Raw genomic sequence first — 17,293 nt, 5'->3', positions numbered from 1 at the left:
ATGGGTGGTATCAGTATTTGGCAGTTGTTGATCATTGCCGTCATCGTTGTACTGCTATTTGGCACCAAGAAACTCGGCTCCATCGGTTCCGATCTTGGCGCGTCTATTAAAGGCTTCAAAAAAGCGATGGGTGATGATGAACCTAAGCAAGATAAAACCAGCCAGGACGCTGATTTTACTGCTAAATCCATTACCGATAAGCAGGGCGAAGTGAAAAAGGAAGACGCCAAAAGCCAAGATAAAGAGCAGGTATAATCCGTGTTTGATATCGGTTTTAGCGAACTGTTATTGGTATTCGTGATCGGCCTCATTGTCCTGGGGCCGCAACGATTACCCGTGGCGGTAAAAACGGTTGCTGGCTGGGTTCGCGCTTTGCGTTCCCTTGCAACTACTGTTCAGAACGAACTGACCCAGGAGCTTAAGCTTCAGGAATTCCAGGACAGCCTGAAGAAAGTAGAGAAAGCGAGCCTGACAAATCTGACCCCGGAGCTGAAAGCATCAATGGATGAGCTGCGTGAAGCGGCGGAGTCGATGAAGCGTTCTTATAGCGTGCACGATCCTGAGAAAGCCAGCGATGAAGCGCACACTATCCATAATCCGGTGGTGAAAGACGGTGAAGCGCAGCGAGAAGGGGTCACCCCAGCTGCCGCTGAAAACCAGGCCAGTTCGCCGGAGCAAAAACCGGAATCCACGGGTGCTAAAACGCCAGAGCCGACGGAAAACACTTCCGCCACGTTGATGGATGCAGAAAAGAAAGCTGCCGCACCTGTTGTCGAATCCTCCCCCTCGTCGAGTGATAAACCGTAAACATGGCTGTAGAAGATACCCAACCGCTCATCACGCATCTTATTGAGCTGCGTAAGCGACTCCTGAACTGCATTATTGCTGTGTTCGTGATCTTTCTGGCATTGGTGTACTTTGCCAACGACATTTACCATATGGTTGCGGCGCCGTTGATCAAACAGATGCCGCAGGGCGCAACAATGATCGCCACCGATGTGGCCTCGCCGTTCTTTACCCCGATAAAGTTAACATTCATGGTGTCGCTGATTCTGTCAGCGCCAGTGATCCTTTATCAGGTCTGGGCATTCATTGCGCCTGCTTTGTACAAACATGAACGTCGCCTGGTTGTGCCGTTGTTGGTCTCCAGTTCGTTATTGTTCTACATCGGTATGGCATTCGCCTATTTTGTCGTCTTCCCGTTGGCGTTTGGTTTCCTTGCCAATACGGCTCCGCAAGGCGTACAGGTATCGACAGACATTGCCAGCTATCTCAGTTTCGTAATGGCGCTGTTTATGGCTTTCGGTGTCTCTTTTGAGGTCCCTGTCGCCATTGTGCTGCTATGCTGGATGGGCATTACGACGCCTGAAGACTTACGCAAGAAACGCCCTTACGTTGTAGTGGGGGCATTTGTCGTCGGGATGCTATTGACCCCGCCAGATGTCTTCTCGCAAACGCTGTTGGCGATACCGATGTACTGCCTGTTTGAGGTGGGTGTGTTCTTCTCTCGATTCTATGTCGGTAAGCGACGTACGCGAGATGAGGATAACGAGGCTGAAGAAGCAAAAGAAGCTGAAGCCACCGAGAAAACTGAAGAATAAACGCAACCGCCCGTCAGGGCGGTTGTCATATGGGAGGAAGCATGTTTGATATTGGCGTTAATTTAACCAGTTCACAATTTGCGAAAGACCGGGATGAGGTCGTGGCGCGCGCCTTTGCTGCGGGCGTAAACGGTATGCTTCTGACCGGAACAAACCTGCACGAAAGCCAGCAGGCTTTAACGTTGGCGCAGCATTATCCGCATTGCTGGTCCACGGCTGGCGTGCACCCGCATGACAGCAGCCAATGGCAGTCCTCAACAGAAGCAGAAATTATTGCGCTGGCAAACCATTCACAGGTGGTCGCTATTGGTGAGTGCGGCCTGGATTTCAATCGCAATTTCTCCACGCCGCAGGAGCAGGAGCGTGCTTTTGTGGCACAACTGCGCATTGCTGCTGAACTGCAGATGCCGGTTTTCATGCATTGTCGGGACGCCCATGAGCGTTTTCTGACGTTACTGGAGCCATGGCTGGACAGCCTGCCCGGTGCGGTGCTGCACTGCTTTACAGGCTCGCGCCAGGAGATGCAGGACTGTGTAGATCGCGGTCTTTACATTGGTATCACCGGGTGGGTGTGTGATGAGCGCCGGGGCATGGAACTGCGTGAGCTGCTGCCCTTTATCCCGGTTGAGAGATTGCTGATCGAAACCGATGCGCCCTACTTACTTCCCCGGGATTTAACGCCTAAACCAGCGTCACGGCGCAATGAACCTGCACACCTACCCCATATTCTTGAGCGTATTGCCCATTGGCGCGGCGAGGATCCTCAATGGTTGTCAGCAACCATTGATGCGAACGTCAGAACGCTGTTTGAAGTGACTTTCTAAGGCGACTTAAATTTTTCGAAAGCCAGTGTTTTTCACGCTCTGCTTAACCTCTTTATTCAATAGGTTAAGCAGCAGCATGGAACGCGCTTCGCCATCAGGTTCGGTAAAGATCGCTTTCAACCCCTCAAACGCACCTTCGGTAATAATCACACTGTCCCCCGGATGAGGGGTTTCAGGGTCAACAATACCTTCAGGTTTATAGATGGAAAGTTGATGAATGACGGGAGAAGGAACGGTCGCCGGCGTCGCACCGAAACGGACGAAATGGCTGACACCACGCGTGGCATTGATGGTGGTGGTGTGGATCACTTCCGGGTCGAACTCGACAAACATATAATTAGGGAATAGGGGTTCACTGACTGTGGTCCGTTTACCGCGCACCATTTTTTCCAGGGTGATCATAGGCGTCAGGCAGTTCACCGCCTGTCTTTCCAGATGTTCCTGGGCTCGCTGAAGTTGCCCACGTTTGCAGTACAGTAAATACCAGGATTGCATAATAACTCTTATCCGCTTGTTCTGAGCGCCAGCATAGCAAAAGCCATGAGTTAAGTTAATTATACCCGCCGCAAAGCAGGCTGAAACCCAATGGGTATATACTCCCAGGCCTGATATGTATCGCCAGAGTTCACGCTAATTTAACAAAAATACAGCATCACAATGATGAACGCCGTATAATGAAGCGCTTACGAAGAGGCCACAATGGACGCCATGAAATATCACGATTTACGCGACTTCCTGACGCTGCTTGAACAGCAGGGCGAGCTCAAACGCATTTCGCTTGAGGTGGATCCCCATCTGGAGATCACTGAAATTGCCGATCGCACCTTGCGTGCCGGTGGGCCTGCGTTACTGTTTGAAAATCCTAAAGGCTATACAATGCCGGTGCTGTGTAACCTGTTTGGCACACCGAAGCGTGTGGCGATGGGGATGGGGCAAGAAGATGTCTCGGCGCTACGGGAAGTTGGTAAGCTGTTGGCGTTTTTGAAAGAGCCTGAGCCACCGAAAGGATTTCGCGATCTGTTCGATAAGCTGCCGCAGTTTAAGCAGGTGTTGAACATGCCGACTAAGCGGTTACGCGGCGCGCCTTGCCAGCAAAAAATCTATTCAGGCGATGAAGTCGACTTAAACCGTATTCCGATTATGACCTGCTGGCCAGAGGATGCTGCGCCGCTGATTACCTGGGGGCTGACCGTTACGCGCGGCCCGCATAAAGAGCGGCAGAATCTCGGTATCTATCGTCAGCAGCTGATTGGCAAAAACAAGCTCATTATGCGCTGGCTTTCCCATCGCGGCGGCGCGCTTGATTATCAGGAGTGGTGCGCGGCGCATCCTGGTGAACGGTTCCCGGTTTCTGTGGCCTTGGGAGCAGACCCGGCAACAATTCTGGGCGCTGTTACCCCTGTCCCGGATACATTATCTGAGTACGCATTTGCCGGGCTGTTGCGTGGCACCAAAACTGAAGTGGTCAAATGTATTTCCAACGATCTGGAAGTGCCTGCCAGCGCTGAAATTGTGCTGGAAGGCTATATCGAACCGGGTGAAATGGCCCCGGAAGGACCATATGGCGATCATACTGGTTACTACAATGAAGTAGATAGCTTCCCGGTCTTTACCGTCACGCACGTTACTCAGCGTGAAGATGCAATTTATCACTCTACCTACACCGGACGCCCGCCGGATGAGCCCGCAGTGCTTGGCGTGGCGCTGAATGAAGTCTTCGTGCCTATTCTGCAAAAGCAGTTTCCGGAAATCGTCGACTTTTACCTGCCTCCGGAAGGCTGCTCATATCGCCTGGCCGTGGTGACGATGAAAAAACAGTACGCTGGTCATGCCAAACGCGTCATGATGGGTGTCTGGTCGTTTTTGCGTCAGTTTATGTACACCAAATTTGTTATTGTCTGCGATGATGACGTCAACGCACGCGACTGGAATGATGTGATTTGGGCGATTACGACGCGTATGGACCCCGCCCGGGATACTGTACTGGTAGAGAATACACCCATTGATTACCTGGATTTTGCCTCGCCGGTTTCCGGCCTTGGTTCAAAAATGGGGCTGGATGCCACCAATAAATGGCCGGGCGAAACCCAACGCGAATGGGGACGTCCGATAAAAAAAGATCCTGAAGTCACTGCACGTATTGACGCAATTTGGGATGAACTGGCCATCTTTAATGACGGCAAAAGCGCCTGAGGCGCGATCGTTTTGCCTATTGATCCGACAGAGAGAGCGCATGACAACCTTAAGCTGTAAAGTGACCTCGGTAGAAGCTATCACTGACACCGTATATCGCGTTCGTTTAGTGCCAGACGCGGCGTTTTCCTTTCGTGCCGGCCAGTATTTAATGGTCGTGATGGACGAACGAGATAAGCGCCCGTTCTCCATGGCATCTACGCCGGACGAGCAGGGGTTCATTGAACTGCACGTTGGCGCTTCTGAGCTAAATCTGTACGCCATGGCCGTGATGGACCGCATTCTGAAAGACCGGGAAATTAAGGTCGACATTCCGCATGGCGAAGCCTGGCTACGTGATGAGGACGAACGACCGTTGCTCCTGATTGCCGGTGGGACGGGATTCTCTTACGCGCGTTCCATTCTGCTTACCGCGCTGGCGCGCAATCCAAATCGCGATATCACTATTTACTGGGGCGGGCGCGAAGAGAAGCATCTCTACGATCTCTCTGAGCTGGAAGCGCTGTCAGTAAATCACCCGAATCTGCGCGTTGAGCCAGTGGTAGAACAGCCTGAAGAAGGCTGGCGTGGCCGTACGGGCACCGTATTAACGGCAGTATTACAGGATTACGGTACCCTGGCGGAACACGATATCTACATTGCCGGACGTTTTGAAATGGCTAAAATCGCGCGCGATCTGTTCTGCAATGAACGCAGTGCGCGTGAAGACCGCCTGTTTGGCGACGCGTTCGCGTTTATTTAAGCGCTGTGCGCCGGAGCCCTTCCGGCGCATTCATTACTCACCTTACTTCTACTACAGGGTGCAAGCCCGGTCTCGTTGCCTCTCTTATCTCACCGGTTTTTTAGTAAACTTTTTTTGGCTATCTATTAATCATAAAAATAAGCTTTTGTGACGGAGCTCTTTTTGTTTAGTAAACAAAGTTGGCAAGCTATGCAGCATCACATTACAAGGCGCAAACGAGGGAAAACCATGAGGCTTGGCCTGGATATTGGCGGGACTAAAATCGAAGCGGTAGTGATTGATAATACGGGGGAAATTGTTTATCGCGAGCGATGCGTAACCCCAAAGCAGAGCTATGACGATTTTTTCCACGCCGTAACGGAGATGATTGCTAAGGCCAGGCAGGCCGTTAATCAGCCTTTCTCGGTTGGCGTTGGGGTGCCCGGTGCGGTGGATAGCGAAGGGTTAATCAAAAACTCCAACATTCTGGTACTGAATCAGCAGAGCTTTGCGCAAGATCTTGAGCAAGCGTTAGGGATGGCTGTGCCCGTCACCAACGATGCTAACTGCTTTACGCTGTCAGAGGCGATGGACGGCAGCGGATATGGACACAGCGTCGTTTTTGGCGTCATCCTCGGTACCGGTTGCGGCGGCGGTGTGTGTATCGATAACCGCCTGATTTCCGGCCCTAACGCCTGCGCAGGCGAGTGGGGGCATAATGCCTTGCCGCGTTATCATGAATCCCGGGATGGGGCCGCAGTGACATGCTATTGCGGACAGTTGAACTGTATCGAAAGCTTTATTTCCGGCAGCGGCCTGGAACGCCAGTATTTGAACCACACCGCGCAACATGCGGGTGTGCCACAAATTATGCGACAGGTAGAATCGGGTGATGCAGATGCCAGTTTGTTATGGGAACGCTATTGCGATCAACTGGCGCGGGCGTTGGCAAGCGTGGTGAATACGCTCGATCCCGATGTGATTGTGTTGGGGGGCGGGGTATCTAATATCGATTTACTGTATTCTGGCTTGCAGGCGCGAGTAGCACAGTACGTATTTGGTAAACAGTGCCGTACACCGATCGTTCCGGCCAGACACGGCGACAGCAGCGGCGTGCGTGGTGCCGCCTGGCTGGGGGCGCAACGAGCCTGCGTATAATCAATGAGAGTGAAATGACGAAACCTGTACGTATCAGAGACATTGCCGAAGCATGTGGGGTCTCAGTTGGCGCTGTTTCCCGCGCCCTAAAAGGGCAGCCGGGGCTGCGTGAAGATACCCGGTTGCGCATTATTTCTGTGGCGCAGCAGCAGGGTTATGATTTTTCCCGCTTGCGCAGCGACAAGATCAAACGCGTCCTGTTTTTGCTGCATCGTCAGCACAATATCAGCCGCGCATTACCGTTTTACTCCCAACTGCTGTTAGGTATAGAAGATCTTTGTCGCGAGAATGGTATTGCGCTGAGCTTTCTGTCTATCGGTCCGGGTGATACGGTGAGTGAGCAGGTGATGCTGCACCAGCCGGATGCGCTGATCTGCGCCGGATTTTTTGAGCCTGAATTGCTTGGGCTGCTGCAACAGATGAAACTGCCGCTGGTGCTGGTGGATCTCTGGGCACCTGGCCTGCCTTGTGTCAATCCGGACAATACCCAGGGCGGCTATCTGGCCACGCAACACCTGATTGCACAAGGTCGCAACCGCATCGCGTTTCTTGCCAGTACACTTTCTCACTACAGTATTCGTCAGCGTGAGAAGGGCTATCGTCAGGCATTGTATGAAGCCCGGTTGCTGATGCCGCCAGAGTACGAAGCCATCGCGCCGCCGTTGCTCGATACCGAGCAATCTTTGGTAGAGGCGGTTAATGAGCTGCTCAGGTTGCCGGAGCCACCCGATGCCATTTTTGCCTATAACGATGCGGCAGCGATGGTTGTTCAAAGAGTGTGCGCGCAGCAGGGCATACGTATCCCGGAAGACCTTGCGCTGGTAGGGTTTGATGATATTGATGCCGCAGCCTGGTCACATCCGCCGCTGAGCACTATCGCGGTTGATAAGCAACAGCTGGGTCGGGAAGCGCTGCGTTTACTGTTGGAAGAGAAGCAGGAAGAGAATCTGCTGCTGCCGGTGCAGTTAGTGGTACGTGGTAGTTCAGGGAAATAAAAAACCCGCCCCTGACAGGCGGGAAGAACGGCAACTAAATTTTCTCTCTTCGCCATTGGCACCATAACTGTGTTGGCTGCGCTCATTCACCCGAATCACTTACTACACGTAAGCTCATCGGGATTCATTCACTTGCCGCCTTGTTCTGGCACCAATGCCTTTGAGATAACATTTCGTAGGCCGGGCAAGCGAAGCGCCCCCGGCGTGCCTTGATTAAACTCGCTCGAATACCGTCGCGATGCCCTGACCTAACCCGATACACATCGTCGCCAGACCAAACTGTACGTCTTTGCGTTCCATCAGATTGAGCAGGGTAGTGCTGATACGCGCACCGGAACAACCCAGCGGGTGACCCAATGCGATCGCCCCGCCGTTGAGGTTGATCTTCTCGTCGATCTGCTCCATCAGCCCCAGATCTTTAATACACGGCAGGATCTGGGCGGCAAAAGCTTCATTCATCTCAAACAAGCCGATGTCGCTGGTGGAGAGTCCCGCTTTTTTCAGCGCCAGCTTTGAAGCCGGAACCGGACCGTAACCCATGATGGAAGGGTCGCAGCCGACAACGGCCATTGAACGAATTCGGGCACGCGGCGTCAGACCCAGGTCACGGGCACGGCTTTCGCTCATGACCAGCATCGCGGCAGCACCATCGGAAAGCGCGGAAGAGGTACCGGCCGTCACTGTGCCGCTAACCGGATCGAATGCCGGGCGCAGGGTAGAAAGCGCTTCAACCGTGGTCTCCGGGCGGATAACTTCATCGTAGTTAAACTGCTTCAGCACGCCGTCTGCATCATGACCGCCAGTCGGGATGATTTCATTTTTAAATGCGCCAGACTGTGTAGCAGCCCAGGCGCGAGCGTGTGAACGCGCGGCGAAGGCATCCTGCATTTCACGGCTAATACCGTGCATGCGGGAGAGCATTTCCGCCGTCAGGCCCATCATCCCCGCGGCTTTCGCCACGTTGCGGCTCATACCCGGGTGGAAATCAACGCCGTGACTCATCGGCACATGGCCCATATGTTCCACGCCGCCAATCAGGCACGCCTGAGCATCGCCGGTCATGATCATGCGTGCTGCATCATGCAGCGCCTGCATGGATGAACCACACAGACGGTTAACGGTCACTGCCGGTACTGAATGTGGGATTTCCGCCAGTAGTGACGCGTTACGAGCGATATTGAAACCCTGCTCCAGCGTTTGCTGCACGCAGCCCCAGTAAATATCATCAAGCGCGGATGGCTCCAGCGCCGGATTACGCGCCAGCAGACTACGCATTAAATGTGCGGAGAGGTCTTCTGCCCGCACGTTACGAAACGCTCCCCCTTTTGAACGGCCCATCGGGGTACGGATCGCATCAACAATTACAACCTGTTCCATTGTGACTCCTTAAGCCGTTTTCAGGCTGCCAACCGGGCGGGCAGGCTCAACCTGGGGATAATACGGTTCGTTATGGCGCGCTTTATCACGCAGACCGGCCGGAACTTCATACAGTGGGCCTAGGTGCTGATACTGTTGGGCCATATCGAGATACTTCGCGCTGCCGAGCGTATCCAGCCAGCGGAACGCGCCGCCGTGGAACGGAGGGAAGCCCAGGCCATAAACCAGCGCCATATCGGCTTCTGCCGGGCTGGCGATAATGCCTTCTTCCAGACAACGCACCACTTCGTTGACCATTGGGATCATCATGCGGGCGATAATCTCGTCATCGCTGAAGTCGCGTTTCGGTTGGCTGACCTCTGCCAGCAGACCATCAACGGCGGTATCTTCTTCTTTCTTCGGCTTGCCCTTGTTGTCTTCTTTATAACGCCAGAACCCGAGACCGTTTTTCTGTCCGAAACGGTTAGCATCAAACAGGGCATCGATCGCATCGCGATAATCTTTCTGCATACGCTGTGGGAAGCCCGCAGACATCACCGCCTGTGCGTGATGCGCGGTATCAATCCCCACCACGTCCAGCAGATAAGCCGGGCCCATCGGCCAGCCAAACTGTTTTTCCATCACTTTGTCGACTTTGCGGAAATCCGCTCCGTCGCGCAGCAACTGGCTGAAACCGGCAAAATAGGGGAACAGCACGCGGTTGACGAAGAAACCAGGGCAGTCATTGACCACAATTGGCGTTTTGCCCATCTGGCTTGCCCAGGCGACAACCTTAGCGATGGTTTCATCTGAGCTTTTTTCGCCGCGAATAATCTCAACCAACGGCATGCGGTGCACCGGGTTAAAGAAGTGCATGCCACAGAAGTTTTCCGGGCGTTTGAGCACGCTGGCCAGTTCGTTGATTGGAATGGTTGAGGTGTTCGAAGCCAGTACGGTGTCCGGGCGTACCTTATCTTCGGTTTCCGCCAGTACCGCTTTTTTCACTTTCGGGTTTTCCACAACCGCTTCGACTACCACGTCCACACGCTCGAAGCCGCTATAGTCGAGGGTTGGATGGATAGTGGAAATCACGCCCGCCATTTTCAGGCCGTCAATTTTGCCGCGCTCGAGCTGTTTGTTCAGCAGCTTGGCCGCTTCGGTCATGCCCAGCGTTAATGATTTGTCGTTGATATCTTTCATCACAACCGGCACGCCTTTCCAGGCCGACTGGTAAGCGATACCGCCGCCCATAATGCCCGCGCCCAGCACCGCCGCTTGCTTTGGCGCCTCAATATTTTTGGTGAGCTTTTTGGCTTTGGCTTTCACGAACTGATCGTTAAGGAAGATCCCAACCAATGCGCGAGCTTCACTGGTGTGCGCCAGTGGAACAAAACTTTTATTTTCCAGGTTCAGCGCTTCTTCACGGCCAAAACGGGCTGCCGCCTCAATCGTTTTCACGGCAGTGATTGGTGCGGGATAATGCTTCCCGGCCGTCTGCGCCACCATACCTTTGGCGATAGTAAAGCTCATCGCCGCTTCAATTTTGCTGAGTTTCAACGGTTCCAGCTTCGGCTGGCGTTTGGCTCTCCAGTCGAGATCGCCGTTAATTGCCTGACGTAATATGGCGATCGCGCCATCAAGCAGTTTCTCGTGTTTCACGACGCCATCGACCAGGCCGATTTTCAGCGCCTGCTCAGCACCAACATCTTTACCCGCAGCAATGATTTCCAGCGCGCTGTCCGCGCCCAGCATACGTGGCATACGCACGGATCCGCCAAAGCCTGGCATAATGCCCAGCTTGGTTTCCGGCAGTCCGATGCGCAGGTCCGGCGTTGCCAGACGGTAATCGGTCGCCAGCACACACTCGCAGCCGCCGCCCAGCGCATAGCCATTTACCGCTGAGAGGGTCGGAACAGGTAGATCTTCCAGACGATTAAAGACGCTGTTGGCAAAATGCAGCCACTGGCTCAACTGTTCTTCAGGCACGAGGAACAATGAAAGGAATTCGGTGATATCGGCACCGACAATAAAGGCTGCTTTGTTAGAGCGCAGCAGCAGCCCTTTTAAATTCGGTTGTTTTTCCAGCACGTCAAGCGCATGGCCCAGGCTGGCAACGGTGGCCGTGTCGAGTTTATTGACCGAACCAGGGGCATCGAACACCAGTTCGGCGATGCCATCTTCCAGCCAGTCGAGGTACAGGGTGTCGCCTTTGTAAAGCATGTCAGTCTCCTGAATCCGCAAGGTGATCTGGTCATACCAGATGAATCGAAGTGTGTGTTTTATGTTAAAAGAATGCAAATGAATGATTAAAGAAATGACGATTTGATCACGCTCGGCAGAAATCACGCACTCACAAAGCGATGTGCTAAGATGCGGAGTCTTGAGGTCAAAAACAGAAGGATAGAAAATGGAATCACTGGCCGCACTCTATAAAAATCATATCGTTACCTTACAAGAGCGGGCGCGCGACGCGCTGGAACGCTTCAAGCTGGATGCGTTACTTATTCACTCTGGCGAACTTGTTAACGTCTTTCTTGACGACCATCCGTACCCGTTTAAGGTCAATCCGCAATTCAAAGCCTGGGTACCCGTAACGCAGGTCCCTAACTGCTGGTTGCTGGTGGATGGTGTGAATAAGCCAAAATTGTGGTTCTATCTGCCGGTCGACTACTGGCATAACGTTGAGCCGCTGCCGACCTCCTTCTGGACAGAAGAAATCGAGATCATCGCGCTGCCAAAAGCGGACGGTATCGGTAGCCAACTGCCAGCTGCTCGCGGCAATATCGGTTATATCGGTCCGGTTCCGGAACGTGCGTTGCAACTGGACATCGCGGCCAGCAACATCAACCCGAAAGGGGTAATCGACTACCTGCATTATTACCGCGCCTTTAAAACGGATTACGAACTGGCCTGTATGCGCGAAGCGCAGAAAATGGCGGTGAATGGACACCGTGCCGCGGAAGAAGCGTTCCGTTCCGGGATGAGCGAGTTTGACATCAACCTTGCTTATCTGACCGCGACCGGTCACCGCGACACCGACGTGCCATACAGCAACATCGTTGCGCTTAATGAGCATGCGTCGGTTCTTCATTACACCAAACTGGATCATCAGGCACCGTCTGAAATTCGCAGCTTCCTGCTGGACGCTGGTGCGGAATATAACGGCTATGCAGCAGACCTGACGCGTACCTGGTCGGCGAAAAGCGACAACGACTATGCGCATCTGGTGAAAGATGTTAACGACGAAGAGCTGGCGCTTATCGCGACCATGAAAGCGGGTACCAGCTACGTGGATTACCACATTCAGTTCCATCAGCGCATCGCGAAGCTGCTGCGTAAGCATCAAATCATCACCGATATGAGTGAAGAGGCGATGGTGGAAAACGATCTTACTGGACCGTTTATGCCGCACGGTATTGGTCACCCGTTGGGTCTGCAGGTGCATGATGTCGCTGGCTTTATGCAGGATGACAGCGGTACCCACCTTGCTGCCCCGTCGAAGTATCCTTACCTGCGCTGCACCCGTGTTCTGCAGCCGGGCATGGTTCTGACCATCGAACCGGGCATCTACTTTATTGAATCGCTGCTGGCGCCGTGGCGTGAAGGGCAGTTCAGCAAACACTTCAACTGGCAGAAAATTGAAGCTCTGAAACCGTTCGGCGGTATTCGTATTGAAGACAACGTGGTGGTCCACGAGAACAATATCGAGAACATGACGCGGGATTTAAAACTGGCGTAATGGACAGTTGGTTAATCCCTGCGGCGCCGGTTAGCGTCGTTGAAGAGATCAAAAAAAGCCGCTTTATTACGCTGCTCGCCCATACGGACGGCGTAGAAGCGGCGAAAGCATTCGTTGAGTCCGTCAAAACGGAACACCCGGACGCCCGCCACCATTGTGTGGCATGGGTGGCGGGTGCGCCGAATGACTCGCAGCAGTTGGGCTTTTCAGACGATGGCGAACCGGCGGGAACAGCAGGAAAACCGATGCTCGCGCAACTGATGGGCAGCGGTGTCGGTGAGATTACCGCGGTGGTGGTGCGCTACTACGGCGGTATCCTTCTCGGTACGGGTGGGCTGGTAAAAGCCTACGGTGGCGGTGTGAATCAGGCGTTGCGTCAGTTAACGACACAGCGCAAGACGCCATTAACCGAATATACTTTGCAGTGTGAGTACGGTCAGCTGGCAGGCATAGAAGCTTTGCTGGGTCAGTTTGACGGTAAAGTCGTTGCCAGTGATTACCAGGCTTTTGTTCGGCTCAGGGTGGCGCTTCCTTATGCCAAAGTGGATGAATTTTCGGCAAAACTGGCGGATTTTAGTCGTGGTTCATTGCAATTGTTAGCGATTGAAGAATAATCCCCACCTCATTTTAAAGAACTAAGGAAGCGGTAGAGATGCATTTTCGCGCCATTACCCGAATCGTTGGACTACTGGTCATCTTATTCTCGGGAACAATGATTATCCCCGGACTGGTGGCTCTCATCTATCGTGATGGGGCAGGGCGTGCATTTACCCAAACTTTCTTCGTTGCTCTGGCGATCGGCTCCATGCTGTGGTGGCCGAACCGCAAAGAGAAAGGCGAGCTGAAATCTCGCGAAGGTTTTCTGATTGTCGTCTTGTTCTGGACCGTGCTGGGTAGCGTGGGTGCGCTGCCGTTCATCTTTGCGGAAAGCCCTAACCTGACGATTACCGATGCATTTTTTGAATCCTTTTCCGGATTGACCACCACCGGGGCAACAACGCTGGTGGGGCTGGATTCATTGCCACACGCTATCCTCTTTTATCGACAGATGCTGCAATGGTTCGGCGGGATGGGGATCATCGTGCTGGCGGTGGCTATTCTGCCTATTCTTGGCGTCGGGGGGATGCAGCTCTACCGGGCAGAAATGCCGGGGCCGCTGAAAGATAATAAAATGCGCCCGCGTATTGCCGAAACGGCGAAAACCCTGTGGCTTATCTATGTATTGCTGACGGTGGCATGTGCACTGGCGCTATGGTTTGCCGGGATGCCAGCGTTTGACGCCATTGGGCACAGCTTTGCCACGATTGCGATTGGCGGCTTTTCCACGCACGATGCCAGCGTGGGATATTTCGACAGTCCCACGATCAACACCATCATTGCTATCTTCTTGCTGATCTCCGGCTGTAACTATGGCCTGCACTTCTCTTTATTAAGCGGCCGTAGCCTGAAGGTCTACTGGCGCGATCCGGAATTTCGCATGTTCATCGGCGTGCAGTTGACGCTAGTGGCTGTCTGTACGCTGGTACTGTGGATACACAATACCTACGGTTCAGCGCTCACGACCATCAACCAGGCCTTTTTCCAGGTGGTATCAATGGCGACGACCGCCGGATTTACCACCGACAGCATTGCCCGCTGGCCGCTGTTCCTGCCGGTGTTGTTGTTGTGTTCTGCCTTTATCGGCGGCTGTGCCGGGTCTACGGGCGGTGGCTTGAAAGTGATTCGTATCCTGTTGCTGTTTAAGCAAGGTAACCGCGAGTTGAAACGTCTGGTTCACCCGAATGCTGTTTACAGTATCAAGCTGGGTAACCGTGCGCTGCCGGAGCGAATTCTTGAAGCCGTCTGGGGATTCTTTTCTGCCTATGCACTGGTCTTTATTATCAGTATGCTGGCGATTATTGCGACCGGTGTTGATGACTTCTCCGCGTTTGCCTCCGTGGTGGCGACGCTGAATAACCTCGGTCCTGGGCTGGGCGTTGTCGCCGACAACTTTGCCAGTATGAACCCCGTGGCGAAGTGGATCCTGATTGCCAATATGCTGTTTGGTCGTCTGGAGGTCTTTACTCTGCTGGTACTCTTTACCCCTACTTTCTGGCGTGAATAATGGAGTAACACGTGAAAACACTGATTCTTTTTTCTTCCCGGGACGGGCAAACGCGTGAAATCGCCGAGTATCTGGCTTCTGAACTCAAAGAGCTGGGCGTTTGGACGGATGTTGTTAATTTGCATCGCACCGCGGAGCCTGACTGGCAAAATTATGACAGCGTGGTGATTGGCGCCTCGATTCGCTATGGTCATTATCATGCCGCATTTCAGGAGTTTGTGAAAAAGCATGCCACGCGGCTGAATGCGATGCCGAGTGCGTTCTACTCCGTTAACCTGGTTGCCCGTAAACCGGAGAAGCGTACGCCGCAAACCAACAGCTATGCGCGTAAGTTCCTGATGAGTTCGCCGTGGCGGCCTGATCGCAGTGCGGTTATTGCCGGCGCTTTGCTGTATCCCCGCTATCGCTGGTATGACCGTGTGATGATCCAACTGATAATGAAGATGTCAGGCGGTGAAACGGATACGCATAAAGAAGTGGTGTATACCGATTGGGAACAGGTCGCGGGTTTTGCACGGGAAATTGCCCAATTAACCCACAAAACGTTGCCAAAATAAGCGTAAAGAATAAAAAATAATCACTCGGAAAATTATTTTGAATTTCCCCTTGTCAGCCTGAAATAACTCCCTATAATGCGCCTCCACTGACACGGAACAACGGATTACACGCCGCCGGGTCAGCGGAGAAAAGCGTAAATAAACGCTTGACTCTGAAGCGGGATAGCGTAATATGCACACCCCGCGCCGCTGAGAAAAAGCGAAGCGGCACTGCTCTTTAACAATTTATCAGACAATCTGTGTGGGCACTCGAGGATACGGATTCTTAACGTCGCAAGACGAAAAATGAATACCAAGTCTCTGAGTGAACACGTAATTCATTACGAAGTTTAATTCACGAGCATCAAACTTAAATTGAAGAGTTTGATCATGGCTCAGATTGAACGCTGGCGGCAGGCCTAACACATGCAAGTCGAACGGTAGCACAGAGAGCTTGCTCTCGGGTGACGAGTGGCGGACGGGTGAGTAATGTCTGGGAAACTGCCCGATGGAGGGGGATAACTACTGGAAACGGTAGCTAATACCGCATAATGTCGCAAGACCAAAGAGGGGGACCTTCGGGCCTCTTGCCATCGGATGTGCCCAGATGGGATTAGCTAGTAGGTGGGGTAACGGCTCACCTAGGCGACGATCCCTAGCTGGTCTGAGAGGATGACCAGCCACACTGGAACTGAGACACGGTCCAGACTCCTACGGGAGGCAGCAGTGGGGAATATTGCACAATGGGCGCAAGCCTGATGCAGCCATGCCGCGTGTATGAAGAAGGCCTTCGGGTTGTAAAGTACTTTCAGCGAGGAGGAAGGCATTAAGGTTAATAACCTTAGTGATTGACGTTACTCGCAGAAGAAGCACCGGCTAACTCCGTGCCAGCAGCCGCGGTAATACGGAGGGTGCAAGCGTTAATCGGAATTACTGGGCGTAAAGCGCACGCAGGCGGTCTGTCAAGTCGGATGTGAAATCCCCGGGCTCAACCTGGGAACTGCATCCGAAACTGGCAGGCTAGAGTCTTGTAGAGGGGGGTAGAATTCCAGGTGTAGCGGTGAAATGCGTAGAGATCTGGAGGAATACCGGTGGCGAAGGCGGCCCCCTGGACAAAGACTGACGCTCAGGTGCGAAAGCGTGGGGAGCAAACAGGATTAGATACCCTGGTAGTCCACGCCGTAAACGATGTCGACTTGGAGGTTGTGCCCTTGAGGCGTGGCTTCCGGAGCTAACGCGTTAAGTCGACCGCCTGGGGAGTACGGCCGCAAGGTTAAAACTCAAATGAATTGACGGGGGCCCGCACAAGCGGTGGAGCATGTGGTTTAATTCGATGCAACGCGAAGAACCTTACCTACTCTTGACATCCAGAGAACTTAGCAGAGATGCTTTGGTGCCTTCGGGAACTCTGAGACAGGTGCTGCATGGCTGTCGTCAGCTCGTGTTGTGAAATGTTGGGTTAAGTCCCGCAACGAGCGCAACCCTTATCCTTTGTTGCCAGCGGTCCGGCCGGGAACTCAAAGGAGACTGCCAGTGATAAACTGGAGGAAGGTGGGGATGACGTCAAGTCATCATGGCCCTTACGAGTAGGGCTACACACGTGCTACAATGGCATATACAAAGAGAAGCGACCTCGCGAGAGCAAGCGGACCTCATAAAGTATGTCGTAGTCCGGATTGGAGTCTGCAACTCGACTCCATGAAGTCGGAATCGCTAGTAATCGTGGATCAGAATGCCACGGTGAATACGTTCCCGGGCCTTGTACACACCGCCCGTCACACCATGGGAGTGGGTTGCAAAAGAAGTAGGTAGCTTAACCTTCGGGAGGGCGCTTACCACTTTGTGATTCATGACTGGGGTGAAGTCGTAACAAGGTAACCGTAGGGGAACCTGCGGTTGGATCACCTCCTTACCTTAAAGAACCGACCTTTGCAGTGCTCACACAGATTGTCTGATGAAAATTAGCAGTAAGAAAATCTCTGCAGGCTTGTAGCTCAGGTGGTTAGAGCGCACCCCTGATAAGGGTGAGGTCGGTGGTTCAAGTCCACTCAGGCCTACCAAATTCT

The 17,293-nt window shown here is 53.3% G+C and carries 15 protein-coding genes, 1 tRNA gene and 1 rRNA gene; 14 read left to right on the top strand and 3 right to left on the bottom strand.

What is annotated here, in order from left to right; translation table 11 throughout:
• From tatA to tatD, 4 genes are read left to right on the top strand one after another with little or no spacing between them, the layout of a single operon-like run.
• On the top strand, window positions 1-255 hold the full coding sequence (tatA, locus tag JSN25_RS03230; RefSeq protein WP_003017888.1) for a Sec-independent protein translocase subunit TatA: 255 nt from the start codon (window positions 1-3) through the stop codon (window positions 253-255).
• A gap of 3 nt (window positions 256-258) precedes the next feature.
• A complete protein-coding gene (gene tatB, locus JSN25_RS03225) occupies window positions 259-807 on the top strand; it encodes a Sec-independent protein translocase protein TatB (protein ID WP_085049780.1) in 549 nt (182 codons plus the stop codon).
• 2 nt (window positions 808-809) lie between these two features.
• Complete coding sequence (tatC, locus tag JSN25_RS03220; RefSeq protein WP_038634459.1) at window positions 810-1,601, top strand: Sec-independent protein translocase subunit TatC; 792 nt, start codon at window positions 810-812, stop codon at window positions 1,599-1,601.
• A gap of 41 nt (window positions 1,602-1,642) precedes the next feature.
• Window positions 1,643-2,425: a 3'-5' ssDNA/RNA exonuclease TatD gene (gene tatD / locus JSN25_RS03215; RefSeq protein WP_038634456.1), complete on the top strand. Its 783-nt coding sequence runs from the start codon at window positions 1,643-1,645 to the stop codon at window positions 2,423-2,425.
• Between the two features lie 6 nt (window positions 2,426-2,431).
• Here tatD and rfaH read toward each other — a convergent pair whose 3' ends face one another.
• Entirely contained in the window at window positions 2,432-2,920 is a 489-nt protein-coding gene (rfaH, locus tag JSN25_RS03210; protein ID WP_038634455.1) for a transcription/translation regulatory transformer protein RfaH, read from the bottom strand.
• Window positions 2,921-3,124: 204 nt separating this feature from the next.
• Here rfaH and ubiD point away from each other — a divergent pair, with 204 nt between their 5' ends.
• The 4 genes from ubiD to JSN25_RS03190 all read left to right on the top strand — a co-directional run bounded on the left by ubiD (window position 3,125) and on the right by JSN25_RS03190 (window position 7,492).
• Window positions 3,125-4,618 carry a 4-hydroxy-3-polyprenylbenzoate decarboxylase gene (gene ubiD, locus JSN25_RS03205; RefSeq protein WP_087856729.1) on the top strand — a complete coding sequence of 498 codons (1,494 nt, stop codon included), beginning with the start codon at window positions 3,125-3,127 and terminating at the stop codon, window positions 4,616-4,618.
• 40 nt (window positions 4,619-4,658) lie between these two features.
• Window positions 4,659-5,360 carry an NAD(P)H-flavin reductase gene (fre, locus tag JSN25_RS03200; protein WP_038634448.1) on the top strand — a complete coding sequence of 234 codons (702 nt, stop codon included), beginning with the start codon at window positions 4,659-4,661 and terminating at the stop codon, window positions 5,358-5,360.
• A gap of 228 nt (window positions 5,361-5,588) precedes the next feature.
• Window positions 5,589-6,497: an ROK family protein gene (locus JSN25_RS03195; RefSeq protein ID WP_204525437.1), complete on the top strand. Its 909-nt coding sequence runs from the start codon at window positions 5,589-5,591 to the stop codon at window positions 6,495-6,497.
• Between the two features lie 14 nt (window positions 6,498-6,511).
• Window positions 6,512-7,492 carry a LacI family DNA-binding transcriptional regulator gene (locus tag JSN25_RS03190; RefSeq protein ID WP_137347630.1) on the top strand — a complete coding sequence of 327 codons (981 nt, stop codon included), beginning with the start codon at window positions 6,512-6,514 and terminating at the stop codon, window positions 7,490-7,492.
• A gap of 213 nt (window positions 7,493-7,705) precedes the next feature.
• Here the strand turns inward: JSN25_RS03190 and fadA are convergent, their stop codons facing one another.
• Both fadA and fadB read right to left on the bottom strand, forming a co-directional pair.
• Window positions 7,706-8,869: an acetyl-CoA C-acyltransferase FadA gene (gene fadA, locus JSN25_RS03185; RefSeq protein WP_150344458.1), complete on the bottom strand. Its 1,164-nt coding sequence runs from the start codon at window positions 8,867-8,869 to the stop codon at window positions 7,706-7,708.
• Between the two features lie 9 nt (window positions 8,870-8,878).
• Window positions 8,879-11,068, bottom strand: coding sequence for a fatty acid oxidation complex subunit alpha FadB (fadB, locus tag JSN25_RS03180; RefSeq protein WP_204525436.1), 2,190 nt, complete (start codon window positions 11,066-11,068; stop codon window positions 8,879-8,881).
• A 187-nt stretch (window positions 11,069-11,255) separates the two neighbouring features.
• Between fadB and pepQ the strand changes: the two genes are divergently transcribed.
• The 6 genes from pepQ to JSN25_RS03150 all read left to right on the top strand — a co-directional run bounded on the left by pepQ (window position 11,256) and on the right by JSN25_RS03150 (window position 17,287).
• The gene (gene pepQ, locus JSN25_RS03175; protein ID WP_038634435.1) at window positions 11,256-12,587 is read left to right on the top strand and encodes a Xaa-Pro dipeptidase; all 1,332 of its coding nucleotides are present in this window, start codon (window positions 11,256-11,258) and stop codon (window positions 12,585-12,587) included.
• Complete coding sequence (locus JSN25_RS03170) at window positions 12,587-13,201, top strand: IMPACT family protein (RefSeq protein ID WP_085049785.1); 615 nt, start codon at window positions 12,587-12,589, stop codon at window positions 13,199-13,201. Before pepQ ends, JSN25_RS03170 begins: the two co-directional genes overlap by 1 nt.
• Before the next feature lie 38 nt (window positions 13,202-13,239).
• A complete protein-coding gene (trkH, locus tag JSN25_RS03165; protein ID WP_003017848.1) occupies window positions 13,240-14,691 on the top strand; it encodes a Trk system potassium transporter TrkH in 1,452 nt (483 codons plus the stop codon).
• 11 nt (window positions 14,692-14,702) lie between these two features.
• Window positions 14,703-15,248: a menaquinone-dependent protoporphyrinogen IX dehydrogenase gene (gene hemG, locus JSN25_RS03160; RefSeq protein ID WP_038634428.1), complete on the top strand. Its 546-nt coding sequence runs from the start codon at window positions 14,703-14,705 to the stop codon at window positions 15,246-15,248.
• Between the two features lie 351 nt (window positions 15,249-15,599).
• Window positions 15,600-17,139, top strand: a 16S ribosomal RNA gene (locus JSN25_RS03155).
• A 71-nt stretch (window positions 17,140-17,210) separates the two neighbouring features.
• Window positions 17,211-17,287, top strand: a tRNA-Ile gene (locus JSN25_RS03150).
• The last annotated feature ends 6 nt before the right edge of the window (window positions 17,288-17,293 follow it).

The sequence above is a fragment of the Citrobacter cronae genome (assembly GCF_016893685.1).
Classification (GTDB): Bacteria; Pseudomonadota; Gammaproteobacteria; order Enterobacterales; family Enterobacteriaceae; genus Citrobacter; species Citrobacter werkmanii.
This window is presented reverse-complemented; position numbering and strand designations above follow the sequence as displayed.

Excerpts from the sequence above, each read along its gene's own strand:
- fadB (WP_204525436.1), bottom strand. The coding sequence starts at position 11,068 with ATGCTTTACAAAGGCGACACCCTGTACCTCGACTGGCTGGAAGATGGC.
- tatA (WP_003017888.1), top strand. The coding sequence starts at position 1 with ATGGGTGGTATCAGTATTTGGCAGTTGTTGATCATTGCCGTCATCGTT.
- tatC (WP_038634459.1), top strand. The coding sequence starts at position 810 with ATGGCTGTAGAAGATACCCAACCGCTCATCACGCATCTTATTGAGCTG.
- fre (WP_038634448.1), top strand. The coding sequence starts at position 4,659 with ATGACAACCTTAAGCTGTAAAGTGACCTCGGTAGAAGCTATCACTGAC.
- ubiD (WP_087856729.1), top strand. The coding sequence starts at position 3,125 with ATGGACGCCATGAAATATCACGATTTACGCGACTTCCTGACGCTGCTT.
- JSN25_RS03190 (WP_137347630.1), top strand. The coding sequence starts at position 6,512 with ATGACGAAACCTGTACGTATCAGAGACATTGCCGAAGCATGTGGGGTC.
- fadA (WP_150344458.1), bottom strand. The coding sequence starts at position 8,869 with ATGGAACAGGTTGTAATTGTTGATGCGATCCGTACCCCGATGGGCCGT.
- tatD (WP_038634456.1), top strand. The coding sequence starts at position 1,643 with ATGTTTGATATTGGCGTTAATTTAACCAGTTCACAATTTGCGAAAGAC.
- rfaH (WP_038634455.1), bottom strand. The coding sequence starts at position 2,920 with ATGCAATCCTGGTATTTACTGTACTGCAAACGTGGGCAACTTCAGCGA.
- JSN25_RS03170 (WP_085049785.1), top strand. The coding sequence starts at position 12,587 with ATGGACAGTTGGTTAATCCCTGCGGCGCCGGTTAGCGTCGTTGAAGAG.
- pepQ (WP_038634435.1), top strand. The coding sequence starts at position 11,256 with ATGGAATCACTGGCCGCACTCTATAAAAATCATATCGTTACCTTACAA.
- trkH (WP_003017848.1), top strand. The coding sequence starts at position 13,240 with ATGCATTTTCGCGCCATTACCCGAATCGTTGGACTACTGGTCATCTTA.
- JSN25_RS03195 (WP_204525437.1), top strand. The coding sequence starts at position 5,589 with ATGAGGCTTGGCCTGGATATTGGCGGGACTAAAATCGAAGCGGTAGTG.